Origin of the sequence: Streptomyces sp. CBMA156 (assembly GCF_014596515.1) — a bacterium.
Taxonomy (GTDB): Bacteria; Actinomycetota; Actinomycetes; order Streptomycetales; family Streptomycetaceae; genus Kitasatospora.
Map to the genome: position 1 here is coordinate 108,166 of NZ_MSJQ01000291.1, position 24,163 is coordinate 132,328.

A 24,163-nucleotide genomic window follows, 5' to 3' on the forward strand; every position below is an offset into this window, starting at 1 on the left:
TCGTCCCATTCGGGATTTCCTGTCGATTCGAGGCCACGTTGCTTGAAAGACCTCCGGCGGATTCCCTCCAGCAGCAACGGGGCTGCATCACTCGGTGGTCACGGTCAGTCGGTGTCGATGTCGGGGCACCACACGCCGGGCCGGTCGTGCCGCTCGTGGGGGTCGTCGTGGCTACACGGTCGGAGCCCGTTTTCCTCGGCGATCGGAGCTGCGGGCGGCATAAGTCCGGCTGCGATGGCAGCGCCCAGCCATGACTCGGCTTCGCTGACGAGAAACTGTCGGGTGCTCGGTAGGAGTTCGTCCCAGGATTCGGCGACGTTCGCCCCATAGCCGTTGTGGTATCGGGACTCGGCGAACTGAACGGCTCGGGAATCAGTGCTGTTCATCAAAAACTCCACAAGGTCACTGCACGGTATTCGAGGACGAGTTCCTCCTGGGCGGGCATTTAGTCAACGCGGCTGCTGGTGCGGATCCGGTCCGGGATGCCGTTGATGCGGCGGACACAGACTGGTTCGTACTCTGATGGGATGCGGTGCTTTATCCCACGTTTGCAGCCTCGGCACCCGTGGGCGGCTCATTCACGGGCCGGCCCCGTTGGCGAGTTAGAGGAGTACGTCGGCGTGACACGACACCAGCACATCAGGTCACGACCGCCGAACAGGCGCGGTGTGTCAGCCTGCTCGGGCTCGCGGATCCAGAGGGCGTACCAGACGGCAATGTTGGCACGCGTCGGCGATATCTTCTCAACGATCGAGGTTAGAACGGAAGGCAGCAGAGTTGATCGGCGCACACGTGCGCTGCCGCCGCGGCCTCTTCGGCTGCGCGCTTCTCGGCGCGTCTCACACTGCGCGTTGTCACACGGACTGTGACCGGTGATCCCGCCCGTGAACCGGTTAGCGGGTGATCAGACCGGCGATGCTCCGCACGAGCCGCACTGCGGTTCCGGCGCGTGCGGAGCATCGCCGGACACGTACGGCAACGAGGCCAGAGCCTTCGCGAGGTCAACCTTCCGGCCTCGGGCGATCTGGGCGCCCGGGACGGAAATGCGGAAACCGCCGGCCGGGTAGTCCGGGTGCTCGGAGAACACCACGGCACACAACCAGGAGCCGGGGTGAAGCTTGCGCGGCAGCGGCTCCTCCTCGACCCCCTCGGGCAGAGTGTCCTCACGGAACTCGATCGGAACGACGACGACACGGTAGGCCCGGTCAGTGTGCGGCTGCCGCCGGGGCAGTTCGACGAGCAGGTCTTTGGGCCACTCGTTGATGGTCACGGGCAGAGTGGACAGGTAGTGGTTCAGCGAGCCTTCGGGGGCCGTGGCCAGCCGGGCGCGCTCCTGCTCCCCGGACTCGATGAAACCGATACTGCGGAGGAAGCTCATGGTGGTGGATTCTCCTGAGGTCCGTGTTTGGTCGCGACGCTGCGGCGGCATCGATAGCCTCCGGGCGTCTCTGATCAGTTGTCTCAACCGGTTCGGGCTCCGCGCAGCCACGTCATCCGGAGCCATTGATGAAGGCGCCCGGTCCCGGAGGTGGCGGAGGTGTCGCCGGCCGGCAAGGCGATACCCGCCGACGGATCACTGCGGGCGAACGGGGTCGAGTCCCCAGTGCTCGCGGCAGTCCGGGCAGTCCTCACCGGGGCCGCCACCGGTCCCGTGGTGAACACACATCCATTCACCTAGTGACAGTTCGGCCTCCTCGTCCTCGTCGTCCCGACCGTCGACCTCCTGGGCGTACATCTCGGCACTGGCTTTGATGCCGACCTCGCCGTTCGCGTGGTAGATCAGCCCGTCCTCGCCCAGGCGCGCCCGGTGGCGGGAGTCGGCCTCCGCCTCAACCATCCGCTGCAGCTTGACCAGGCCCACTGGCTGCAGTTCGATGCGGTGCTTGGTTGCGGGGACAGGGTCGGCGACGGTCAGCGCCGCAGCAGCGGGGATGTCGCCCGAGTATGTGGGGTATGTCCAGAACAGCGCCTGCAGCGCCTTCGCGACCGCGCTCGCCGGTGTGATCATCTCGCTCATCCCGGTCTCCTCTGCCGGTTGGTCGGTCATCAGCTGCCCTTGTGTGCTGTGCCCGTGCGAGTCAGGTTGCGGCGATGGCGTTCGTGTGGGGGCTCATCGACCGTGCCGCGGTGCCCGCAGCTGCCACGGCGCACGAAGCGTTGGATCGGCTCGTCGTCCGTGGATCCGCCGTCGTCCCGAATGACGCGGCCTGGAAAGTGGCCGCTGTCCGGCGGGGAGACACCCAGGAGGCTGACTCCGTCGTCGAACGTGATCACGTTCATCGTCATCTGGACGGCAAACGCTTCTTCGCTGAACCACTTCGGACACCGGATGCCCGCGAGGTTCTGGGTGTTCGTGGTCATGGCCGCTTTTCGAAGTCGGTTGCTGATGGTGTTCTTCGGCAGCGAATCCGGATCGGCTCCGCCGATCCACGCAGACGAGACGAGAAGCCCCGCCACCCAGGACACAGAACTCCAGACGGCTGGGCCCTGATCACTTCCTCTCCGCTGGCGCTCTGCCGGCGGCGGTCCCGGATCGCCATGAGCAGCTCTCCGAGCATGTTCCGACCCGGCGTCCCGACATGGGCCGGGCAGAAGCACGAGCCCCAGAACTGGTCGTGCCGGCGGTTGGTCTCCACAAGCTCGAGGTCGCCGGTAGCCTCCAGCCGGGCGGTCAGGTCGGGCAGCGCGAACTTCGCGACGAGCACCTGCTGCATCGCGCGCACACGGCCGCCGGTGTTCCATCCCGGGCGCAGCGAGACGCACCGGCCCTCGCGCTTCGCGCCGCCGAGCGTGGCCTCGCCGAGCACGCGGGCCCGCTCGACGGGGTCGATCGTCTTCAGTGCGTTGAAGGCGTGCTCGCCTGAGGCGACCGTGCCGCCTCCGGCGAGCAAGGGTCGTCTCGAAGGACGTCTCGTCGAAGTCGGAGAGGAAGCCGGGTTCGTCTCGGAACATCGGTTTCAGATCATTGGTCTGGGTCACGGTCGTCTCCTCGAGGTCGGGGCCAGAATCGCGAAGTCGGCCCGGCTCCGCAGCCTCGGATCTCCACCTGTGCAGGACAGAAGCCCTCCCCGGCGCAGCCCGTGCTGCGCCGGGGAGGGCTCGATCACGCGGTCACCGCGTCCTGGACCGGCAGCACGAGTTGCTGCAGTCCGAGCGCGTGATCGTGAACCGGGATCCCGACGCCGGTGATGGCGTCGAGCACCTGCTGGGCAGCGCTCTCTCCCAGCTCCCTTGCCGCGTCGCGGTTGTTGGTGCCGAGGAACTGCATGATGCCGTCCTCGTGGTTGATCTCGATGTTGAGCCGTACGCGGCCGGTGGAGTCGCCCTGGTCGTCGATCACGGCGACGAAGACGTCCAGGCCCAGCCTGTGCGTGTAGGCGGCGATGCAGTTGTTGAGCTGCGATCCCCACCGGGTCAGAGTGTCCGTGTCGCGGGCGACGACGAGCCGGAACCCGCCCACGTGCATGCCGTCGAGCCTCTCGGCGACGTGCGCGGCCCAGGCGGCCAGCTCCTTCTCACGGGAAAGCCGCTCCTGGCGGTCGTGCTCGATCCGCGCCTCGTATTCGCGCTGCTGGGCTGTCATCAGCGCCCGCCGGTGCTCGATCAGGAAATCGTCGGCGGCCGCGCGGAACGCTCGGTCCTTCCACAACTCCCAGGTCGCGAACGGCAGGTCACGGCCTTCAGGCCGGACGATCTGCGCGTTGTAGCTGTGCATTTCGCGCAGCGCGTTCATCTCGCCAATCATGGCGCTGATCGCCTGGTTCGAGCGCGCGAGCGAGCGACTCTCCACCCGAGTCTCGGGCATCGAGCGCACCAGGGTCTCCAGGTCCTGAGCGCCGCGGATGCGGCGCTGCCCCCGGGCCTTGATCAGTTCGGGCAGCAGGGACAAGTCGCGCAGCTGCGTCTGGGCGTTGCCGAGGTCCCGTACGGTGTCCCCAATGATCCGGACGCTCTGCGCGACCGGCTCGGCGAGGACCCGCCGCAGGATCGGCTGTGGCACGCGGCGGAACAGCGCACGGGCCTGCACGAGCTCGGCCGGCTTGAGGCCGATGTAGTGGGTCGTCTCGGTGCGGCGCATCGACTCGATGATCCAGTCGATCGGCACGAACCCGCGGAACAGGCGGAACCAGTTCAGCACGCTCATATCGTGGAACTGATAATGCCGGCCCTGCCCGGCCAGCATGTGTTCGGTCAGGCGCTGGATCTCGCGTGCCAGCGGCTTGCGGTACCGGGTCTTGCCGAACACGTTCTCTGCGACCGTCTTGTAGTCCTCGGCGTCCAGGTAGTGCTTCTGGCCCGAGTGTGCGAGCCCGAAGGAAGAGATCTCCTTCAGCAGCGGGAACCGCTCGCCGGCGGCCGGGAGGTCGCCGATCAGGTGCAGGATTTCGCTCTGGAGGATCTGAAGGATCGAGCGCATCTGGGTCTGGATCCCGCCTTGGACGGCCTGGAAATCGGGACCCTCGACGAAGCGGGTGTCCTGACGGTGTGCGTCCCAGGTGTAGTTGCCCATCGGAGTCAGCAGGGTCTGCTCCCCGAGCCGGTACAGCAGCCCTGCGAGCTGGTTTTCGCCGCCGGCGAAGAGGTGCTGGGTGTTGTTCTTCCGGCTGGTCTTCTCCAGCACGCGCAGCACCACCAGGTCCGCCTTGGTGCGCAGCAGCGAGAACGCCTGCTGGGTCTGCCAGTGGCGGAAGACCCTTCCGGAGGCGCGCATCCGGTGCACGCGGTGCGACACGGAGCCCGACACGGTCACGCGGCCATCGGGTGCGGTGCGAGCGACGATGCGGAGGCTCGCGCCGGTGCGGACGCCTTCGACGGTCGGCTCGATCTGGTCGTTGAGGAACTTGACGTGCAGCAGTACGCGCTCGCTGTTCTCGGACATGGTTGCCTCCCGCGGAGCGTGGAACAGGGACTGTGAAGGCTCGGTAGGGCCCGGCACTGACCAGCAGGCAGTGCTCTTCTGGGAGGCGCCCGAGATCGGCTTCGCCGATCTGCTTGCAAAAAAGAAGAACCCCACCGCAGGAGCACGGTGCTCCATACGATGGGGTTCGGTGGGGACCTCAGCTATCGTCCGCCAGCGTCCCAACCGGGGGAACGCCCTCGGCGCTGCTTCGTTCCCCGACCTCGTTCCCACGCGTCCACCCCGGTGCGCGCGGGCATTCGAGCCGGGGTTGGGTCTCGCCCCGCCACACCGTGAGAGCCGCCCACCGCAGGGTCAGAGTTCGGTGATCCACCCGTCAGGGCCGTACCCGAACACGCGGTGCGCCTTGAATGGTGCGGGGCGGAACATCGGAATCTGACCGCCTCCCCGGGCAGGCGACATGAGAATGTCGTAGGAGCGCGTGATGCCCAGTACCCACCGCTGTGGCTTGGCTTCCATCCACCCGGCACCGGTCGTCGCCCCGGCGAGCGCGTGGTTCTCGCTCGCCCGCCGGGCGCGCTCCAGCCGCAGGTGCGGGCACAGCGTCAGGGACGCCTCCGCGCAGGCAGGGTGCATGGGTGGGTCGGAGTAGCCGCGCAGCTGGAAGGTCTTCTCCCCGCCGAGGAACGCCACCCAGTAGCCGAGGTCACCGCCGCAGATCGCGCAGCGGCGCTGCTGGGCGAGCCACAGGCTCTGTTCGCCGTTGATGGCGGTGAAGTCGTGGGAGTCGCCGTGCTGGGAGACAGCCGGGATGGGCAGCTTCCGTCGCGGGTCGACGGGGAGTTCGGGCATGCGCTCCGGGAGCCTGGCCAGGAGCGCGGCAACGTCGGGTTCGATGGGCATCGGAAATCCTTGTCCGGCTGGCCGAGCACGGGCCTGGCCTTCCTCAGATGGTCAGTGGGTGGCGCCGGAAGCGAGTTCAGCGGCTCGCACAAAGCTGCCAGGAAGGCTTCATCCCCGTGACGGTGGAGGGCAACGGTCGGCCCCCCAGCACACAACTATTCAGGATCAGCTCCGCTGTCAGGCAGAAGTAGAGAGAACCCCACCCGGCGAGCGTCATGCTCAGCAGGCGGGGCGGGGGAGTTCGCGGGATTACCGCCTGCGCACACAGGTCAGCTCCACTCAGCTACGGCTGGATGCCGCCGTCCGCCACGAGGATCGTGATCTGGTCCCGGCACAGTTGCCGGCCGCCGTTCGAGAAGAGACTGCTCAGGCTTCCTGCGTCCGTGCCTTCCTCGTCGGATCCGATCTTCAGCCGACTTCCGTCGTGCGGGTCGCCGGTGTAGCTCGGCTTCGACGCATCGACGGGCTCGACCGTGCAGCGCAACCGCTCGACGCGCGGCGTACGGTCTGCTGCGTGTGGCTGGATAACTCGGACCGTGATGTCGTTGGTGATCGTCGAGTGGTACCACAGGAACGACGGCTGAGCTATGCGCTCCTCTGCCGACACGCTTCTGTGCACGACGACGTCGTGATCTTCGATGGTCGTGTAGTCGTAGGAGCCGGTGTGCGGAGTTGCCTTGTAGTAGGAGCCGTCAGTGCGCCTGAGGAGCTTCTGCGCGGGGTCCGGGACGTAGACGATCTTCGTGTTTGCCACCTCGGCGCGTTCCTGGTTCCGCTGTTCTCCAGTGTGGCTGCTCCACACAGCCAGGCCCGTGGCCAGGATGGCGATAGCGGCGACGGTGACCGCCGAGTTACTCAGGCGTTGGCGCAAGGGGGTGTTGTACATGGCGCTGGGCCTCTCTCATTCTGGGCGCGACGGGGTGATGCCGACGTTGCTGCGCACGCGCAGTCATCTGGCGAGAAAGCCGGCCTGGGCGGTGAAGTGGGTCCGGCGGAGCTCGTGGAGCTCAGGGCAGACGGGCCCAAAGGCCCAGGCTTGAAGCGAATACGGGAACGCGGCGTCGCTGGAGGGGCAAGGTGCCAGATCAGCTCCAACGGAACAGCGCGGTCGGGGCTGTGCTCTCTGCGGCGGTCATGACTCTCCCCGCAGAAGCTCGGCTAGGGCCTGGGCATAGTCGTTCTTCGCCTGCTCGACGGCGGTCTGCTCCTGGAGCGAGTGGATCTTCTCTCCGCCCTGGATGCGTTCCTCGACCGCGTCCAAGGCGATGATCGCCGCGGCAAGTTCGAGTCGGGTGTCTGCCAGGCGGCCCTTCAGCGCGGGGTGCTTGGCGGTCATCACACCGAGGCGGTACACGGCGGCGACCTTCTGCTCTTCGGTGATGGCGGACATGGTCGGACTCCTGCTCTGCTGTGTGGTGTTGAGGGTCAGGAGCTGCGCAGCGCGACGAGGCGGACGCATTCCATCGTGGGGGACAGCTCGAGCATGCTCAGGCCGGTGACACCACCGCCGCGGCTGAGCGACCACACGGCCGTCCGAGGAGCGTGGTCTCCTTCGAGACTCCTTCGAGATCGCAGTCGGAGGGAAGGAGGAGCCGCTCAGCGTGTCTCGCTGTAGCCGCACTCGGAGCACGTGTGCGTGACCTTCTCGGCCTGCTGGCTGATGCCGACACCGTGGGCGTTCGATTCCATGTCGATGGTGCAGTTCGGGCAGTTCATGGCTCGACTCCTGACGCGACGAGGATGTTCTTCAGGGCCAGATCCGAATCACTCCGCTGATCCCTTGTGCTCGCCGCCTTCACGGGGCGAATCAGGCGAGCCAGGAAGCGAAAGAACACAGCACCCCGGTGCCGCAGCTGCCCGAAGACAGAGCGCGCACCGGGGTGCTGGGGGAAGCCGGATCCGCGGAGATCTCCCGGGATGCGCTGCGGGAATCAGCTGCAGCGCTCAGGAATCGAGCCTGTTCCGCGGCCGGTCTGCACGGTGTGCTCACTGGCGCACGCCGAGGATCAGTCGGCGCACTGCGGATTCGAACCGTTCCGTCAGAAAGCGTGGCGGTCTGTCGTCGATCGCCGGCATCAGCTGTGCTGGTGATTCAGAAGCAGTTATCCGGTTGAGGACGCCGAAGAGCCGCGCCGGCGGGCGCCCCCGGAGGGACGGGACGACGGGCGGTGGGCAGCCGTGTTGGGGCACGCGTCGTCGTCGAGCGTTCCCCTGCCCCGGCAGGCGGGACAGCAGGTGTTGAGCATGTCGAGCAGCACGTTGAGGGCCTGGATGGTCGCGGCGTGGGTGCGCTCGTCGCGGTCGTGCCCGATCGCGGCGTCCTTCAGCGTTCGGCGGGCGAAAAGGCCGATGGCCTCACGGACACCTTCGGCGCTGCCCACGTCCAGGGTGGTGATCTCGGTGTTTACGATCCGCTGATGGGGGCGTCGGGCAGGGACGGTTGGGGTGGAGGCGCTCAACGCGTACTCCCATCTCGGCGAGTTGGGTGAGCGGTGGCGGGGGAACGGGCTCCGACGGCCCCGGTACGGCGGCACCCGATCTGTCGTCGACCGCTTGGGGTAGCTGTACTGATGTGCCGGAGCGCAAGGGTGGTAACGAGGTCGCCGACCGGGGGCATCGGCGTCACGCGATGTGATTGCGCAGGGGAAGGTCGGGCCGGACGCGGCGCAGGTCGTCGGCGGTGCTGCGGTGGGAGTCGCTGGCGATGTTCACGAAGCGCGCCCCGCACCCCGCCCCGGGCTCGGGCGTCAAGCCCGAGACGTCGGTGTGACGGGGCGCGGTCGGGAGAGTGGGCCTGCCGCAGTGGCCGCAGCGGGACTCGAAGGCACCGATGTAGAGGGTGGCGGTGGTCTCTTCCCGTTTGCCGGTGAGGTTGATCCGGAGGCGGGACCGCGGCCTGGTCTCGACGGTCTTGTCCTGCGGCTTGGTGGTCTTGCCTGTGAGGTTGATACGGAGTCGGGACTTGGCCATGTGCTGCTCCTTCGCTTGGTGAAGGTGATGGGCCCGCTCTGCGAGCTCGACCAGGACCGCCGGGAGAGGTGAAGCTCGACAGATGGTCAGGCGGTCGGGAAGGGCAGCTGCTCGTCCACGGCGCTGGCGTACGCGACGGCCGGAGCGACAGCCACGACCGGGGCGGGGGTCTGGGCCTGCAGGGCCTGGTTCCGGGCCTCGGCGTTCTGCACGCGCTCGTTCAGACGGGCCTGGGTCACGGAGCGCGGCTCCAGGTAGGTGATGTTCTCGGAGATCACCTTCAGGTCGAAGACCGGCTCGCCACCCTTGGAGTACCTGTCCATGCGGAGCGTGTAGCCGACGGCGACGAGGTCGCCCTTGTGGATGTTGTCGTAGGGGCCCGTGCCCTGCGTCTGGGCTCGGACGAATGCCTCGACGGGCACGGCGTCCGAGTCGCGCTGGTTCTGGGCGTTGGTGTAGGCGCGGTCGGTGAAGACCGTGAAGACGACCTTCTTGGAACCGTCCTTGTTCGTGAAGACCTTGGGGTCGTTCGCGACGCGGCCGATGAGCTGTCCGTTGTTGCGGGGGTTCGCCATGAGTCTTCTCCTCGAAACAGCACCGAGCCAGGATCGATGTCGCCGTCCGCGCGGTGTGGTGTGGTGGGGTTGGGTTGCCGAGATGGCTAGTTGTCCTTCATGTCACCATCCGGATCAGCTTCGCTGGTCAGATGATGTTCTCTTTCAATGCTTCATCCGAATCAGCTGTGCTGATCGAATTCTTCGTCATTCCGAGTCCCGAATCGGCTTCGCCGATCAGGCTCTCGTTCTTCGCAGATTTACCTGCTGCTTTCCCGACCAGACCCTCACGTGACGTTCGAATGTCCCGCAACCCGGTTTCTGTCTGACGCGCTATGGCGGTGTCGCCGACTGCGAGGACGATCAGAGCGTCTACAGGGAGCTCAGGGGGCGGAAGTTTTCACAGCGTCACCCTCACTTCGTAGGCCGTCGAGAAATTCGGCCCAACAGTGAGCGTCCGCACGGGCATCACCAGACCCGCCTGCGCCAGGCGCGCCGTCAGTCCACAGTGCTCGGACCAGTCCTTGATGAAGACGTTCCCGGGCTCGGGTATGAGACCGTAGGCCTGCAGGCTGATCGAGATGGCCTCGGCGGGACCCTCGGCGATTTCGAGTTCCAGCAGACGGTTCTTGTTGTCGTGCACGAGTGCTCCCGTGAGCTCGATGCAGCCGAAATCGACGGTGACGTCGTGCCTTACGGTGGTCGTGGACTCAACCATGGTCTCGCCCTTCTTAATGAGGTGCGTTGTGAACGCCGAGGGGTGCGGCAGTTGATGTCTCCGCATTGACATGGTCCGTAGGACTGAAGCACGTGCTGTAGGACAGGAGTCGCAGGCTGGTGGCGGTTGGCCCGGGAGAACAGCGCGCAGCCGGGCGGCCAGGTCGGTGTCTTGACCGCGGGGTGACAGCCGTCACCGGTGGCTCCTGTCGTCGGCGAGCAGGGCTGCACCGCCGCTTCCACCCGCGAGGCCGCTGCCCCGGCAGTGGCCGCAGTGGCCGGTGCCGCCGGAGTGAGCGGCGCGGAAGGTATCCAGCTCGCCCCGCAGCAGGGCAGTCAGCCAGTCGAGCTGGCCGGGCTCGATCGGGACCTGGTGCTGTTCGCCGGCCGTCAGGGCGACGACCGTGACGATCACGGGCACGGTGCCTTCCGGATCGGTCGGATATCCATCGGCCAGCTCGGTGAGCGCCTGGGCGAGTTGCAGACGGCTGTCGCGGCCTTGGTGCTCATTGCATCGGCTTCAGTTCGCCGGACGATCTCTTTGTCGAGCGGGTACGTCTCGCCCCACGGGTTCGGCTCCTGAACCGGGCGGCGGTGTCTGATGTCGCGCAGCCGTTCGCGGCGACGGTCCTGCACGTAGCCGCGGCAGGACAGGACCGTCGTGCTGGGAGGTTGGCCAGTTCAAGGCGGTCGCGCACCACCCGCAGTGCGGCGTGAGGGTCAGTGCGCGCCGGATGGCGAGGGCGAGCAGAGTGGCGGCGCAGCCGGGCAGCGCACCGATCGCGAGCATCACGTGGCGTCTCCGTCCGTCGTGATGGTATTGACTGTGCGCGAAGAGCCCGCGGAGGGCTCTTCGCTCGTGTTGTATGTGAGGTCCTCGACTGCCTCCAGGACCTTGCGGATTGCGGCAGTGGCGCTTCACCACCAGGTTGGGTTCACAGCCTCGGTGCCGACCGGGTGGGGCCACCGCTTGCGTGAGATCTGGCTGGTCATGCCCCCCGGCGGCGCGGAAGCGGGAACAGTTCACGCCGTACATCCCGCATCGGTCGCGAAGTCATCGGCGAGGTGATCGGTCTCGGCCTGACCTGGCGCAGAGTCCACGAAGCGATTGCGCCCGTGGGTCGGGGGGTGCCGTGCCGATGCTCCCTGCAGATCTGCTTCCGGATCGACTGCGTCGATCCAGTTCAGTCACCCGCCAGCGCCCGCTCGCGATACAGCTCGCCACTTTGGGCGATCTTCGGTGTGCTGACTGCCGCGGCCGGACATCACCGCCGTCGCGGCGGTGTAGGCGTTGATCGAGTCGGCTCGTCCTTCAACAGCCCCGTCATGCAGTCCAGTTAGTCAGGTCCACGACAGCGACACCGGCAGCAGCAGCCCCTCGGGGAGTTCGGCACCGTAGGCGCCGGACTCCCCCCGGCCACACCGGGCCGGAGCAACGGGGGGCAGGCTGCGTCAGTTCTCCAGCCCCTCGCCGGCAATCGCCGAACCCGTCCCGGGCTCCGCTCCAGGCCGAGTCGCCCACCGTCAGACACAGCTGGGCCGCGCCGAACCAGGAAATAGAGGCGAGGATGGTGCTCCCCCGGCCAGTGGGCACAGCAGGAGGCGGCGTCCTGCGGCCCGGCACCGCGTACGCACGGGGCGGGCGGTGTGCGGAACTGGCGGGGCCCGGGCCGCATGGAAGGGTGGGCTCAGCGGACGTCGACGGTGAACTGGCGCTTGGTCTGGTCCGGTCCACCGGGGAAGGTTCCACCGAGTTCGTCGCGGTAGGGGACGTGCACGGTGACGGTGGTGCGGCCGGAGTTCTGGGCGCGGAAGGTGAAGTAGTAGTGGCCGCCCGTGCCGAGGTTCCCGGTCGCACCGAAGCCGAGCAGGTCCTGGATTCCGAAGTTGTCGACGTACTCGTCGCCGGCGGCCTGGGCCACGGCCGGGTCGGGGCCGGGGTTGGCCATGGTCCAGTTGTCGCCCGCTCCCCGGTAGCCGACCACCTCGATCGAGAAAAGCTCGCCGGGCCGGACCGCCAGGTCGCCCGAGGTCTGGGTGAACACCGTGCCGTGGTCGAGCTTGCCGGTGGTGACCTGGTGGATCGCCACCGCGCCCCCGGCGACCGCCAGGGCCAGCGCCACGGTCGCCCCCAGCAGGATCCGACGCCACCGCCTGCTCATGGGGTTGCCTCCCGGTGGGTGACGCGCAGGGCCAGGACGGCGGCGACCGCGTCGAGCCAGCGGGCGGCCAGCTGGTCGCCCTGCGGGTCCTGGACGACCATGGCGGCGGCCTCCAGCCAGCCGCGGGCCACGGCGGCGGCGGGGCCGGGCAGCGGCTCGGGCAGTGCGGCCGCGAAGCGGCAGCCGCCGGCGCGGACGACCTCGCCCAGGAAGGTCAGGGCGCGTGGCATGACGCCGAGCCGGTCGACGGTGATCGCGGCGGCCACCGCGCCGTCGCCGAACAGAGCGGCGCGGTGCGGTCCCGGGTTCGGCACACCGAACCGCAGGAGGATCTCGACGTCCAGCTCCGCCAGCTGGCTGTCGCTCTGGGGCGGGGTGTTCACCTGGGACCTCACTTGGGCATCCGGACGCTCTCGACATTGGGGAGGCTGGCGTCAGAGGCGCCGCCCATGTTGTTGTTGACGAAATCCGCCTCGCTGACCCAGACGGTGTAGCCCCAGGGGTTGTAGAGCTCGAGCTGGTCGCCGCGGTGCCCGATGATCATCATCTGGTGGCCTCCGTCCCCGCGGACCGACACTGGGACCGGCTTGCCCTCGTCGATCACCCGTTCGATCTCGGTGAGCGCGTTCTGGCGCTTGTCCCGGCTGTCGAGGTCCACGTTGCGGTACTCCGCGCCGGTGTGCTTGCCGATCTCGTCGTCGGCGATGTCATCGGACTCCCAGTTCCACATGCCGCCCTCGCCGAAATGCCACCAGGCGCGGGTGTCGTAGACCCGCCTGGTCTCCTCGCCCCACCGGGCCTTCGCGGCGTCGCCGTTGTCGTAGGCCGGGTCGCCGGGGCGGCCGCCGGTGGTGAGCTGGAGGGCGAACAGCGGGTCGACCATCGCCCGGGCGGTCACCGTCGACGCCGCCACGCAGGTCGGGTACTGGCCCTGGCTCCAGTTGACGCCCTTGTAGCCCGTTCCCGCCTTCTGGTCGGAGGTCGCGTCGAGCTGCACCGGGGAAATCCGCTCGCCGAGCCAGCCGGGGTTGTCGGCGTGCTCGTGGATCAGGTCGTCGAACTTCTTGACCTCGTCGTAGCTGTGCCCGGCGGCCAGCGCCTTCATCAGGTAGGCGCGTTCCTCCGGGGACTTGCAGCCGGCCAGCAGCTCGTCGAAGCGGACCCGGTCGGCCTCGCTCATCTTGTCCATGGCCTGGCCCGCACGCGTCACATCGTTGGCCGTGAGGATGCTGCCGTACATCTGGTTGCCGTCGAGAGCGGCATCGACCAGGACCAGCTTGTCGGTGGCGCCCAGGCCCTTGTTCTTGAACTTCCCGGCCAACGCCTTGCTCGCCAGCGCGTTCAGCTCACGAGCGGCGGCCCGGCCCGCGGTCTCGGCCTTCACCGCGGCGTCGTGGATCGACTTGATGCCCTCCTTCGCCTTCGCGTGGGCGGCGTGCATCTTGTCGCCGTCCCAGTGGATCGGGTCCGGCGCGCCCGCGACGGTGATCTCGTGCAGCAGCGCCAGCGCCTCGGCGAGCGGCGCGTGGCCCTGGTCGTGCAGGGCCTGCGCCTCGCTCAGGGCGCCGGCCAGCGCCGTGAGCTGGCTCCGCCCCTGGCCGAGCATGTCGCGACAACGCGTCAGGTCGTCCGCGGAAGCCTTGACCACCTCGGCGGCCTTCTCGCCGACCTGCCCGGTCCAGGCATTCGGCAGAGCCTCGGAGGCGATCCGCCCCACCTTCATCTGGACCTGGTCCAACTGGCTGCTCGCCGTGTTGTAGGCGGCGGCGAGTTCGCCGAGCCTGCCCGGATCGCCCTGCGGAACGGACAATCCCAGGGCATCGCGGACCGCGTACTTGAGGTCGCCCGCACCCCACATGCCATGGGACTCGTCGATCGTCTTCTTCAGCTTCTCGGCCTGCTGACGCTGGCTGCCCGCCGGCATCCCGAGCGGGTTCACACTGTGGTCCGCCACCGTCAGGCCCCCTGCTGGTACTGCTGCTGCACACCATGGTCCGTCGCGGAGTAGTTCGCCACCGTGGTGTGCACCTTCCCACCAAGGTCCGCGAGCGCGTCTACGTTCACCTGGAGTTCGTCCTGCCAGGCCTGCCAGAACGCCTTCGCCGCCTCGCCCGCGTACTCACCGAGAACTTCGGGATCGGACATGTTCAACTTGTCCAAGATCGCTTTGACGCCGCCCACGTCCGTGCCGGCCGTGATCAGCCGGTCGCCCGCGTCCCCCAACTTCTCCGGGTTCGCACTGAACCCCGTCCCCGCCCCATCGCTCCCCATGGCCCCACTCCCCCTGCCCCCGGTACGGTCCGTAGACAGCCTGACAGCATAGCGTCGACCACACCGCCCCGACCCGAAGTCCGCACCGCGGAGCGTGTCGTCACCGACCACCGTGCCTGCCTGCGCGGTCCCCAGGCCGAGCCGGAACCCGAACCCCAGTGGGAGACACCGTTGCCCGCTGACAGCGGCAACGCCGATGCCGGCGAACCGGCGGACCCGGCCGGACGCGTGGCCGAACGGCGGCGCGTCAACCACACCCTGGCCCACGAACTCCTCAACGCAGGCATGAGCCAGCGCGCCGTCGCGAAGCACCTGGGCTGGAGTCGCAACACCGTGCGCTGCGGCTTCGGCTACCACCCGCTGCTGTGCTTCCTCGACAACACCGGTGAAGCCCTGGCCGGCGTGCTGCGACCGGCCAACACCGACACCGACCACATCACCGTGCTCGATGCCGCGCTCGCTCAGATCCCCGACGCCCACCGCCACCACGGCACCGACATCCTCATCCGCGCCGACAGCGCCGGATCCGCCAAGGCCTTCCTGACCCACATCCGCGCCCTGTGCTCGCGCGGAATCCACGCCTCGTTCTCCGTCGGATGGTTCATCACCGAACCGGTCCGCCGGGGCCTGCTGACAGACCCTGCAGCTGGCCCCGGCGGATTGGCGAGAAGAGGTACAGGCGGACCAGGAGACGGTGGAACCAGAAGGGGGGGAATCTCGCCGTCCAAATGTTCGGTAGGGGAACGCCGCTACCCAGTCCGCACCCCAGCAGCGTCAGGAGGGCTCCGAACATCGCAATCATCGGGATAACAGCCGAGGTCCCCATCGATTCGTTGACCTCATGCCACATCAGATTACAGAGAATCGCGAGCAACAGAATCAGCGCGGGCAGGCACGCCAGCGCACGGGCGCTGCGGCGGAGAATCCACCCGCCGAACATCGACGCGATGAGGATCAGATGAAGCACTGCGAAAACGCCGAAGTTGGTGGCTGCGCCGTACCCAAGGAACGGTCTGGGAGCCAGCAGGCCGATGAAGGCCACGGCCGTGCCGGCCAGGTACAGGCTGTCGCCCCTGCGCAGCAGGCCCGTGAGAGCCACTATCAGCGGAGTTTCCAGCAGAAGGAGCATAATAGAAGACACGTCGGGGCCTAGGTAGTGGGCGTGTAGCGGCAGGTAGGTCCCTGCAAGCAGCGCCGTCCCACTCCGTATCTGAACCACCCAGTACAACGGACCCGAGCCCAGGCCGGTCATGACGGCCCTGCGGGATCTGGCCCGGCACAGCAGGCGCCGCACCAGCCACGCCTCCACCAGGGAGAAGGCGATCGTGGCCCAGGCGGCCGTCAGGATCAGGTTGTCGGTGTTGGTGTCCTTCCCCTCCTCCTGCGAGCTGGTGGTGAGCAGGATCTGGGCGACCGCGATCGCGATATTCACCACCCAGATGAACAGGTCACCGAGCGTGTAGTCCCCGCGTCGGCGAAGGTGGAGGCCAGCGATCGAGCCGGCTGGCGAGGCCGAGCCCGCCGCTGGCCCATTGGGGACCGTCGGGAGGTCGGTGGTCCCGGTCACGCGAACGGACGGGAGGCGGTCGTTCGGTTTCTCCGTCCTTTCGGGCCATGTGGCGGACCTCCGGGCCACGGCGACAGCGCCCGTGCCGTCGAACTTCCGCCGAGGCTCGGGCAGACCCTGCGGGAGCGCCCGCTTCAGCTGCCGGTACAGGTCGTCAAGGTCGACGTACCCGTCGTGGTCGGTATCCTCGGCGGCCGACCGCAGGGCATCCACGAGGGCGGCCGTGAACGGGCTGGGCCTCCCCCGGTACTCGGTGTCCGCCGCGGTCTCGGTGCTGCTTGACGCGGTGAGGACGTACCGTCCACTGCCCGCGAGCTGCTGCGGGTCCACCGGGGCGGTTCCTTTGGCGAAGGCCCCGCTGTAGCAGCAGTCGAGGACGACGACGATGGTCGCCGCGTAGCTGCGCTCCATCATCTTCTTCAGAGCATCCGCGGAGACGGCGGTCGAGGCGAGGCGGTTGCCGATCGTGTCCCGCCCACAGAGGTGGAGTTCCCGGTGGATCTGCAGGCCGTGCCCGCTGTAGTAGAAGAGCAGGGTCTCGCCAGGCCGGCCGGAGGCGAAGAACTCCTCCGCTTCCGTGAGGATCTCGCCCGCGTTGCGCTCGTGCAGCACGTGGATCTCGTCGGGGTCGAACATGCCGGTGGCCGGGTCTTGCAGCGCGGCCCAGAGCGCCATGCCGTCGGCGCGCGGTCCCTGCAGCGGAGGGAGGCTGGCGGGATCGTTGGGGAACACCGAGTTGCAGATCAACAAGGCCCTGTATGACACGGCTCTCCCGGGCTAGGCTCGCGACGGCAGCAGTAACCCTACCGAGCAAGGAGGGCTTGGGTCTTGAGCTCCGGGACGTCGTTGGCAGTCGCGTTGTCGATCGAGGGTTTGGACGCCGGGCACCCGGCCGTCGAGCAGGCGTACGCCGAGCTTCTCGACGACGCGCGGGCCGTACCTGGGCTGACGGTCGACGAGCGCATGGCGCCCGTCCAGGGGCGCAAGGGCGGGGAGTTGGCGAACCTGCTGCTCGTACCGGGTGGCTCCGCGGTCGTCGTCGCGGTCGCGCGGATCTTCCGGCTCTGGCTCCAGCGCGACCGGGCCCGCTCCCTGTCCGTCACGGTCAGCCGGGCGGGCAGCGAGGACGTCACCGTGCAGGCCTCGGGCGAGGCAGTCTCGATCGAGGCGTTGGAACGCGGTATTCAGCAGGCGCTGGAGCGGAGCCGGCCCGAGGCAGATTGACCCTCGGTTGCCCGCTGTGCTTCCTCGCGCCCGATCGGGCTGGTGTGCTCACCAGGAGGCTTGGGGTGTCGCTCGGGTCCTGGCTGAACAAAGGGCGGTGTACTCATGCTGACGCGTCCGGTCCAGGTCGACGGTGCCGGGCAGGCGGCGCTCGGCGGCGGCAACCAACAGGACCGCCCCGGGGACGGCGAGCAGCTTCGCGGTGGTCTCTGGGCTGCCCGATGGAGCAGCCACATGCCCACCGCGGGCCAGCACGTATCGCACCAGCGACCTTTGCCCAGCAGCTCACCCCCGCAGGCGCGGGGAACAGTTGACGCCGTGCGAGCGAGATCCGGTGAACCCCGCCAGCGCAGGGAGGTACTACGGCCACGACCGTAGCTGAACGCTCCGCCAGACGGGGGCAGGTTCTGCCGAAGGACGGTGTGGGAAGATACCCGGAGGGCTTGACAGCTTCTTCTCACTCCCGCAGGTACGGGGTCAGCTCTTCCGAGCCGTCACATCGCCCCGCGTGTGCGGGGATCACGGGAGTGCCCGTGCGTACGACCTCCGCAGGACCGGCGGGCAATCCCCCGTAGCGCGTCCGTCGACGCCCTCACCGGCAGCGTCCCACCGCGACTTCCCCGATGTGAAGAGGTATCCATGAGCGACCCCCAGGTGTCCGACGAGATCATCGCCATCGCGATGACGCGCCTGACTCACGACCTCACCCCCCTCGCCGATGCCGTCGGCCTGACCTTCCGCGAGTACCGCACCAGCCTGCACCCGGAAGTCTGGAAGGCATACGTCCACGGCTACATCACCGCAGCCTTCGCCGGAGGCCAGGACGAGGACCTCGCCACGGCGGGCAGCCAGATCGCCGTCGGCGTCCTCGCGGCCTCCGAGGACCCGATGGTCGCAGCCCTCGGCGCAGAACTCCTGGACATCATCTTCGCGCCCGACGACGACCCCGACAGGGAGGCGACGCCCGAATCTCCGCGCACCATCGAACCCGCAGACCTGCCCGTACTCGGCTACGCGCACCACGCCGAGCACTACCACGGCCAACGCGGCGCCGGACTGTGGACCTCGCCAGCCGTCGACCGGGTACCGGACGGCACCGTTCTGACCACCGAATAGCAGCTCTGGCTGACCCGAGAGAACTCCAACCTGGCGTACTACTACACCCACCATCTGCGGATTGTGCCCGCGCCGCACGCGCGCGTGCTGCTCATCGACACTCTGGCCGACCTGGAGGACCTGGTCCGGCGCTACCCCAACCCGACGGACGACTCCACGTGGGACGAGAGCCGCCACTTCCCGAACTGGCCCGCCATCGTCGCCGACGGGTGGGACGCCGTCTACCTCACCCGCGCCGGTGCCCTCGCCTGCATCCCGCAGGACCCCGACCGACAGGCGACCCGGCCCCACCTTGAGGGCTGGCCCGCCGCGACCGTCCTGTGGCTGCGTCCCGCCTACACCGTGGCCGACGGCCTAGGCCTGTAGCCCGGGCCGGCTCGCCAACCCGGGAGGTGAACCGCGAGTCGTGGACGGCGAGCAGCAGGTAGCCCGCTGGCGGTGCGGTCCGGCCGCCGTCTCGACGCTGCTCGGCGACATTGCCCGCGTCCTGCCCCGCGAAGGCGTCGCCGGTCCGCTCCCCCTGCAGCAGCGCGCCTTCCGGCTCTGGGACCAGATCCTGGACCTCGCCGACGGCGACCCCGACCTGGCACCCGCACTCGCGGGCGCCGGCCACTTCGCCTTCGCCGAAGGAACCGACCAGGGCCAGTGGTTGGCCCACACCCTGCGCACCGTCAACACCACACCCGATATCGAGCACCCCGACCTGGTCGCCCAGCGGGCCGCGCGCAGCGTCCAGGACCCCGATGCCCTGCGCATCCTGACCAGGCTGGTATCCAACACCGGCGGGAAGGAAGACGGGCGGATCGACTACCGCGGCCACGCCGTGATCCGCGCCGCTCAGGACGCCGTCGACGCCTCCGAACCCGGTACCAAGGGCCGGGCCGGCCTCGGCCGGGCCCTCGGTCGCCACGCCGATGACGTAGAGCGCGCCACCGCCTGGTGACGACGATCCTGCGGCGGGCTCCGACTGACAACCCGCCGCAGGGACGGGCGGGTCGGATGATCCGGTCTGCGGGCTGTCAGAGGCGGCGCAGGACCGCGACGACCTTGCCCAGGATGGTCGCGTTGTCGCCGTTGATCAGCTCGTACGCCGGGTTGTGCGGCATCAGCCAGATCCGGCCGTCCTCGCGCTTCAGCCGCTTCACGGTGGCCTCGCCGTCGATCATCGCGGCCACGATGTCGCCGTTCTCGGCGACCGGCTGGCGGCGCACGGTGACCCAGTCGCCGTCGCAGATGGCCGCGCCGGGGCCGCTCATCGAGTCGCCGCGCACGGTGAGCGCGAACAGCTCGCCCTCGCCGACCAGCTGCCGGGGCAGGGGGAAGACGTCCTCGACGGCCTGTTCGGCGAGGATCGGGCCGCCGGCGGCGATGCGGCCGACCAGGGGGACGTACGAGGTGGGCGGCTGCCCGTCGGTCTGGAACGCAGGCGGCTCTCCTACGTGCGGGCGCGTCAGCGCGTAGGCGCGGGGGCGGTGGGGGTCGCGTCGGACGACGTGCATGGCCTCCAGGCGCTGGATGACGTGGGAGACGGAGGAGGTCGAGCTGAGCCCCACCTCCTTGCCGATCTCCCTCATCGAGGGCGGGTAGCCGCGGTCCTGGGTGATGTCGCGGATGGCCGTCACAACCTGGCGCTGGCGGTCGGTGAGGCCGTCGGCGCCGATCCGGGTGCCGGGCGGCCGGCCGGCGCGGGCGGGGGCCGTGGTGTCCTCCGGCACGGCGGGGTCCTCTCCTCGGGGATCTTGGTGGACTGGCACTTTACGCCCGGCCGGGGCGGTGGTCTACGAACTTTCCGTGACCTCCACTGGCCCGGCCACCTGCGCCGATGGCCCGGCGGGAGGAGGCGGTGGCCAGGGCGGCCGGGGCGATCGCACCGCGGCCGAAGCGGGCGGTGGCGCGGTCGATGACCGGTTCCAGGGCCCTGGCGCTCTCGGTGGGGCGGTCGAAGGTCAGCTGGACCGCCGAGGTGACCTGCTCGCGGAGGTCGCCGGCGCGGACGGTGACGGTACGGACCCGGGCCCGCTGGAGGCCGAGCCGGGCGTGCAGGGCGTAGAGGGCGTCGCGCAGCGCGGGGCTGTGGCCGGTCGCCTCGGGCAGGACCCGGGAGCGGGTGGTGTGGGAGCGGTCGGCGTAGGTGACCTGGAGCTCGACGGCGCGGGCGGTCTGTCCGGCGGCCCGGAGCCGGGCGCCGAGGTCGGTGGCGAGGTGGAGCAGCGCGCGGCGGATCTCGTCGGGGTCGAGGACGTCGTGGTCGAAGCGGGTGGTTGAGGTGATGGTCTGGGGCGGGCCGGAGGGTGTGACGGTGCGCCGGTCGGTGCCGTGGGCGCGTTCGAGGAGCAGGCGGGCGGTGGTGGCGCCGGCGATGCGCTGCACGGTGGCGGGTGGCAGGGCGGCGAGGTCGGCGATGGTGCTGATGCCGTAGCGGCTGAGTTTTTTCTCCAGGGCGGGCCCGATGCCGGGCAGGCGGCGGGCGTCCTGGCGGTGGAGGAAGTCGAGTTGCTGCTCGGGGTCGTCGGGCAGGACGTGGACGGTGCCGGGGGTGGCGGTGTCCGCGGCGATGGTGGCGAGCAGGCGGTTGGGGCCGATGCCGCCGGTGGTGGCCAGGCCGTAGCGGGCGGCCAGGCGGGTCTGGAGGAGGTCGGCGAGGTCGGTCGGGGAGAGGCCGAAGTAGCGGACGGCGCCGGAGAGCTGGAGGAGCGCGCGGTCCGGGGGCAGGGCCTGGACGACGGGGGTGATGTCGCCGAGGACGGTGAACAGGGAGCGGTACGTCTCGAACGGCGCGCGGTGCAGGCGCAGGTGCAGGACGGTGGCCGCGGTGGTGGTCATGGCGGTTCACCCCGCCGATCCGCTGGAGGCGTGCCAGAGGCGTCCGGCGCCGCCGTTGCCGGGCCGGCCGGGGCGGCGGGGTTCCTGGCCGTCGTCGTGGGCGGGTGCGGCGAGCAGGTCGCGCACCGCGCGGGTGCCGCCGTCGGCCCGGGCGCGGGCGAGTTCGGCGAGGTCCCAGGCCCGGGAGCCGATGATCGAGATGGAGCGCCCGCGGCGCTGGAGCTGGCCCCGGGCGACGATCAGCCAGCTGTGGAAGAGGGTGTGCGCGACGTCGGCGTGGGTGTCGTCGAAGAAGGTGAGGTCGATCGGCTGCCCGCCGGCGCCGTCGTCGAGCGTCACGAAGATCGTCCGGCGCCCGGAGCGCATCGGCGGTGTCTGGGAGGCCACCTTGGCCCCGGCGACCAGCACGGTCTCCCCCGGTTCGATGTCGCGCAGCCCGGTGGAGGGGGTGACGCCGAGTTCGGCGAGCAGCGCGTGGTGGTCGGACATGAGGTGGCGGGAGGCGTCCATGCCGGTCACCTCCAGCTCGGCGGTCAGCTGCTCGGCGGAGGTCATCTCCGGCAGGCCGGTGACGGTGTCGGGTCCGTGCGCGGAAGCGGGCAGGGTGAGCTGGCCGGTGGTCGCGGCGGCGCGCTGGCGGGTGTGCAGCTCGTCCAGGAGCAGCAGGAGGTCGCGGCGGCCGGTGCCGCCGGTGATGGTGTCGAGGGCGCCGATCCGGGCCAGGCGCTGCGCGGTCGGCAGGCTCGGGCGGGCGCGCTCCCAGAAGTCCTCGATGCCGGTGAAGGGGCGGGCGTCGGTGATGCGCTTGACCTCGGCGTCGGTGATTCCCGTCACCGATCCCAGGGCGAGGCGCAGGCCTTCGCCGTCGGCGGCGCGTTCGGTGGTGTAGCCGGCGGTGGAGTGGGCGACGTCGACGGGCAGGATCGCGACGCCGCGGCGGCGGGCGTCGGCGAGGACCAGGCGCAGCGGGTACATGCCGGGGTCGGCTTGGAGCAGGCCGGCGTAGAACGCGGCGCCGTGGTGGGCCTTGAGCCAGGCGGACTGCAGGACGGGCAGGGCGAACGCGGTCGCGTGGGCTGCGGCGAAGCCGTAGTTCCCCATCCCGAGGAGCTGGGTCCAGCAGGTGTCGATGACGGTGCGGTCGTAGCCGGCGGCAGCTGCGCGGGTGCGGAACCAGCTCTCCAGCGCGGGGAGGCGGTCGGGCTTGCCGAGGGCGCGTCGGGCCTCCTCCCCCATCGCCAGGTCCGTCGTGGTGAGGATGGCGAAGGTCTTCGCGATCTGCTCGTTGAACACCAGGACGCCGCCGGTGGGCCGCAGCACGGGGATCAGGTCGGGGTGGGGGTAGCGGGGGCGGCGGCCGCGGCGGGTCTCCAGCCACGGCTTGACCATGTCGGCGGACAGCGGGCCGGGCCGGAACATCGCGATCTGGGTGACCAGGTCCTGGAAGTCCTTGGGCTGAGATCTTCCGAGCAGGTCCCTCTGACCTGGGCTTTCGACCTGAAAGACGCCCAACGACTCGCCCTCGCACAGGAGTTGATAGGAGGCTTCGTCGGTGAGCGGGACCTGCTCGCGGTCGTCCAGGTCGACCTTCTCGCCGGTGGTGCGCTCGATCTCGGCGACGGCGTAGGCCATCGCCGACTGGATGCGCACGCCCAGAATGTCCAGCTTCAGGAGCCCGAGGTCTTCGACGTCCTCTTTGTCGTACTGGCTCATAGGAAGGTGTTCGCCGGCGGTGGGCACCACCGGCGTGCGGGCCAGCAGGGTGTGGTCGGACAGCAGGACGCCGCAGGGGTGCATCGCGATCCCCCGCGGGAGCGCGTCCAGGCCCTCGACCAGGTCCCACAGCCGCCCGTACCGGCCGGCCTGCTCGGCGACGTGGCGCAGCTCGGGGAGCTCCGTCATCGCGGTGCGGACGTCCTTCGCGCGGATGTGCGGGAACGCCTTGGCGAGGCGGTCGACCTCGGCCGGGTCGATGCCCAGGGCGAGGCCAGCGTCGCGGATCGCCCAGCGGACCCGGTAGGTCTCGGGCATCGACACGGTGGCGACGCGCTCGGGCCCGAAGCGCTCCAGGACGGCGCGGTAGCAGTCGATGCGGCGCTCGGACTCGACGTCGACGTCGATGTCCGGCAGCGAGGTGCGCCGGTAGGACAGGAAGCGCTCCATGATCAGGTCGTGGTCGAGCGGCATCGCCACCGCGATGCCGAGCAGGTGCACCACCAGCGAGCCGGCCGCGGAGCCGCGCGCCGCGACCCGGATGCCCATGTCCTTGATGTCGGCGACGACCTGGCCGACGGTGAGGAAAAACGTGGGCCAGCCGAGCGCCGAGATCAGCTCCAGCTCTTCGGCCAGGCGTCGGACGGCGTCGGGGCGCCGGTCGTAGCCGCGGCGGACCATCTCCGCCTCGCAGCGCTCGCGCAGCACCCTCGCGGAGGTGCCGGGGGCCAGGCCGAGCCGGTCTTCCTCCGGGAAGTGGACCCGTCCGATTCCGAGGTCGGAGGCGGGGTCGAGCCGGCACTCGGCCGCGGTGCGGGCGGTCACCGCGAGCAGCCGCTGGGCGCCGGACGGTCCCTGTCCGGCGGCCTGCGCGACCTCGGCGGCGAGCTCGGCCAGCTCGGCCGGGCCCTTCAGCCACCGCTCGCCGTTGCACACCGCGCCGCGCTGGACGGGGCGCAGCAGGCGGGCGGCGTCGAGGACGTCGGCGATCGGGGCCTGGCCGGGGTCGGCGTAGCGGGTGGCGTTGGTGAGGACCGGGAGGAGGTCGAGGTCGGCGGCGAGGCCGACGGTGCGGGCGGCCAGGCGCAGCGAGCCGGGGCCGGTGCCGGTGCGGCGGTGGTGGACGGCTTCCAGGCGCAGGTGGGGGCCGAACCAGGTCCGCCACGGGGCGAGGAGTTCGGTGGCGCGGTCGGGGCGGCCGGCGGCGAGGGCGCGGACGGGTTCGGATCCGGGGCCGAGCAGGGCGGTGAGGCCGTCGGTGTGGGCGGCGAGGACTTCCAGCGGG

The 24,163-nt window shown here is 69.5% G+C and carries 26 protein-coding genes and 1 pseudogene; 5 read left to right on the forward strand and 22 right to left on the reverse strand.

What is annotated here, in order from left to right:
* Positions 1–104: 104 nt before the first annotated feature.
* The 18 genes from BU198_RS25455 to BU198_RS25540 form a co-directional block, all read right to left on the reverse strand.
* Positions 105–386 carry a hypothetical protein gene (locus tag BU198_RS25455; protein ID WP_188299193.1) on the reverse strand — a complete coding sequence of 94 codons (282 nt, stop codon included), beginning with the start codon at positions 384–386 and terminating at the stop codon, positions 105–107.
* 518 nt (positions 387–904) lie between these two features.
* On the reverse strand, positions 905–1,378 hold the full coding sequence (locus tag BU198_RS25460; protein ID WP_188299194.1) for a hypothetical protein: 474 nt from the start codon (positions 1,376–1,378) through the stop codon (positions 905–907).
* Positions 1,379–1,573: 195 nt separating this feature from the next.
* On the reverse strand, positions 1,574–2,017 hold the full coding sequence (locus tag BU198_RS25465) for a hypothetical protein (protein WP_188299195.1): 444 nt from the start codon (positions 2,015–2,017) through the stop codon (positions 1,574–1,576).
* A 29-nt stretch (positions 2,018–2,046) separates the two neighbouring features.
* Positions 2,047–2,361 (reverse strand): hypothetical protein, encoded by a 315-nt coding sequence (locus tag BU198_RS25470; protein ID WP_188299196.1) that lies wholly within the window; start codon positions 2,359–2,361, stop codon positions 2,047–2,049.
* The gene (locus tag BU198_RS25475; RefSeq protein WP_188299197.1) at positions 2,358–2,891 is read right to left on the reverse strand and encodes an NADAR family protein; all 534 of its coding nucleotides are present in this window, start codon (positions 2,889–2,891) and stop codon (positions 2,358–2,360) included. Before BU198_RS25475 ends, BU198_RS25470 begins: the two co-directional genes overlap by 4 nt.
* 212 nt (positions 2,892–3,103) lie before the next feature.
* Positions 3,104–4,879, reverse strand: a complete 1,776-nt coding sequence (locus tag BU198_RS25480; RefSeq protein ID WP_188299198.1) for a PcfJ domain-containing protein — start codon at positions 4,877–4,879, stop codon at positions 3,104–3,106.
* A gap of 333 nt (positions 4,880–5,212) precedes the next feature.
* A complete protein-coding gene (locus tag BU198_RS25485; protein ID WP_188299199.1) occupies positions 5,213–5,761 on the reverse strand; it encodes a hypothetical protein in 549 nt (182 codons plus the stop codon).
* A gap of 283 nt (positions 5,762–6,044) precedes the next feature.
* Complete coding sequence (locus BU198_RS25490; RefSeq protein WP_188299200.1) at positions 6,045–6,647, reverse strand: hypothetical protein; 603 nt, start codon at positions 6,645–6,647, stop codon at positions 6,045–6,047.
* Positions 6,648–6,893: 246 nt separating this feature from the next.
* Positions 6,894–7,151, reverse strand: a complete 258-nt coding sequence (locus tag BU198_RS25495) for a hypothetical protein (RefSeq protein WP_188299201.1) — start codon at positions 7,149–7,151, stop codon at positions 6,894–6,896.
* A 712-nt stretch (positions 7,152–7,863) separates the two neighbouring features.
* The gene (locus BU198_RS25500; protein ID WP_188299202.1) at positions 7,864–8,220 is read right to left on the reverse strand and encodes a hypothetical protein; all 357 of its coding nucleotides are present in this window, start codon (positions 8,218–8,220) and stop codon (positions 7,864–7,866) included.
* Positions 8,221–8,383: 163 nt separating this feature from the next.
* Positions 8,384–8,731: a hypothetical protein gene (locus BU198_RS25505; protein WP_188299203.1), complete on the reverse strand. Its 348-nt coding sequence runs from the start codon at positions 8,729–8,731 to the stop codon at positions 8,384–8,386.
* An 86-nt stretch (positions 8,732–8,817) separates the two neighbouring features.
* Positions 8,818–9,306 carry a single-stranded DNA-binding protein gene (locus BU198_RS25510; protein ID WP_188299204.1) on the reverse strand — a complete coding sequence of 163 codons (489 nt, stop codon included), beginning with the start codon at positions 9,304–9,306 and terminating at the stop codon, positions 8,818–8,820.
* 379 nt (positions 9,307–9,685) lie between these two features.
* Positions 9,686–10,003, reverse strand: coding sequence for a hypothetical protein (locus BU198_RS25515; RefSeq protein ID WP_188299205.1), 318 nt, complete (start codon positions 10,001–10,003; stop codon positions 9,686–9,688).
* Positions 10,004–10,195: 192 nt separating this feature from the next.
* On the reverse strand, positions 10,196–10,423 hold the full coding sequence (locus BU198_RS25520; RefSeq protein WP_188299206.1) for a hypothetical protein: 228 nt from the start codon (positions 10,421–10,423) through the stop codon (positions 10,196–10,198).
* 1,267 nt (positions 10,424–11,690) lie between these two features.
* The gene (locus BU198_RS25525; protein ID WP_188299207.1) at positions 11,691–12,164 is read right to left on the reverse strand and encodes a protease inhibitor I42 family protein; all 474 of its coding nucleotides are present in this window, start codon (positions 12,162–12,164) and stop codon (positions 11,691–11,693) included.
* Positions 12,161–12,547: a hypothetical protein gene (locus BU198_RS25530; protein ID WP_188299208.1), complete on the reverse strand. Its 387-nt coding sequence runs from the start codon at positions 12,545–12,547 to the stop codon at positions 12,161–12,163. The genes BU198_RS25525 and BU198_RS25530 overlap by 4 nt, the downstream gene beginning before the upstream one ends.
* 8 nt (positions 12,548–12,555) lie before the next feature.
* Positions 12,556–14,118 carry a hypothetical protein gene (locus tag BU198_RS25535; protein WP_188299209.1) on the reverse strand — a complete coding sequence of 521 codons (1,563 nt, stop codon included), beginning with the start codon at positions 14,116–14,118 and terminating at the stop codon, positions 12,556–12,558.
* Between the two features lie 2 nt (positions 14,119–14,120).
* Positions 14,121–14,435, reverse strand: a complete 315-nt coding sequence (locus BU198_RS25540) for a WXG100 family type VII secretion target (protein WP_188299210.1) — start codon at positions 14,433–14,435, stop codon at positions 14,121–14,123.
* 345 nt (positions 14,436–14,780) lie between these two features.
* Here BU198_RS25540 and BU198_RS25545 point away from each other — a divergent pair.
* Positions 14,781–15,065, forward strand: a pseudogene (locus BU198_RS25545) (transposase); the annotation flags it as partial.
* Here BU198_RS25545 and BU198_RS25550 read toward each other — a convergent pair.
* Positions 15,040–16,767 carry a caspase domain-containing protein gene (locus tag BU198_RS25550; RefSeq protein WP_411293232.1) on the reverse strand — a complete coding sequence of 576 codons (1,728 nt, stop codon included), beginning with the start codon at positions 16,765–16,767 and terminating at the stop codon, positions 15,040–15,042. The pseudogene BU198_RS25545 and the gene BU198_RS25550 sit on opposite strands and share 26 nt — an antisense overlap.
* 63 nt (positions 16,768–16,830) lie before the next feature.
* Between BU198_RS25550 and BU198_RS25555 the strand changes: the two genes are divergently transcribed.
* From BU198_RS25555 to BU198_RS25570, 4 genes are all read left to right on the forward strand, one after another.
* Positions 16,831–17,226, forward strand: a complete 396-nt coding sequence (locus BU198_RS25555; protein ID WP_188299212.1) for an effector-associated constant component EACC1 — start codon at positions 16,831–16,833, stop codon at positions 17,224–17,226.
* Positions 17,227–17,865: 639 nt separating this feature from the next.
* Positions 17,866–18,342, forward strand: a complete 477-nt coding sequence (locus tag BU198_RS25560; RefSeq protein ID WP_188299213.1) for a hypothetical protein — start codon at positions 17,866–17,868, stop codon at positions 18,340–18,342.
* A gap of 63 nt (positions 18,343–18,405) precedes the next feature.
* Positions 18,406–18,708, forward strand: a complete 303-nt coding sequence (locus tag BU198_RS25565) for a hypothetical protein (protein ID WP_188299214.1) — start codon at positions 18,406–18,408, stop codon at positions 18,706–18,708.
* Between the two features lie 40 nt (positions 18,709–18,748).
* Positions 18,749–19,285 carry a hypothetical protein gene (locus BU198_RS25570; RefSeq protein ID WP_188299215.1) on the forward strand — a complete coding sequence of 179 codons (537 nt, stop codon included), beginning with the start codon at positions 18,749–18,751 and terminating at the stop codon, positions 19,283–19,285.
* A 76-nt stretch (positions 19,286–19,361) separates the two neighbouring features.
* Here BU198_RS25570 and lexA read toward each other — a convergent pair whose 3' ends face one another.
* The 3 genes from lexA to BU198_RS25585 all read right to left on the reverse strand — a co-directional run.
* Positions 19,362–20,096: a transcriptional repressor LexA gene (lexA, locus tag BU198_RS25575; protein ID WP_188299216.1), complete on the reverse strand. Its 735-nt coding sequence runs from the start codon at positions 20,094–20,096 to the stop codon at positions 19,362–19,364.
* Between the two features lies 1 nt (position 20,097).
* Positions 20,098–21,165 (reverse strand): DNA polymerase thumb domain-containing protein, encoded by a 1,068-nt coding sequence (locus tag BU198_RS25580; protein WP_188299217.1) that lies wholly within the window; start codon positions 21,163–21,165, stop codon positions 20,098–20,100.
* Positions 21,166–21,171: 6 nt separating this feature from the next.
* A partial coding sequence (locus BU198_RS25585; RefSeq protein ID WP_188299218.1) for a DNA polymerase III subunit alpha occupies positions 21,172–24,163 on the reverse strand: 2,992 nt, incomplete at its 5' end.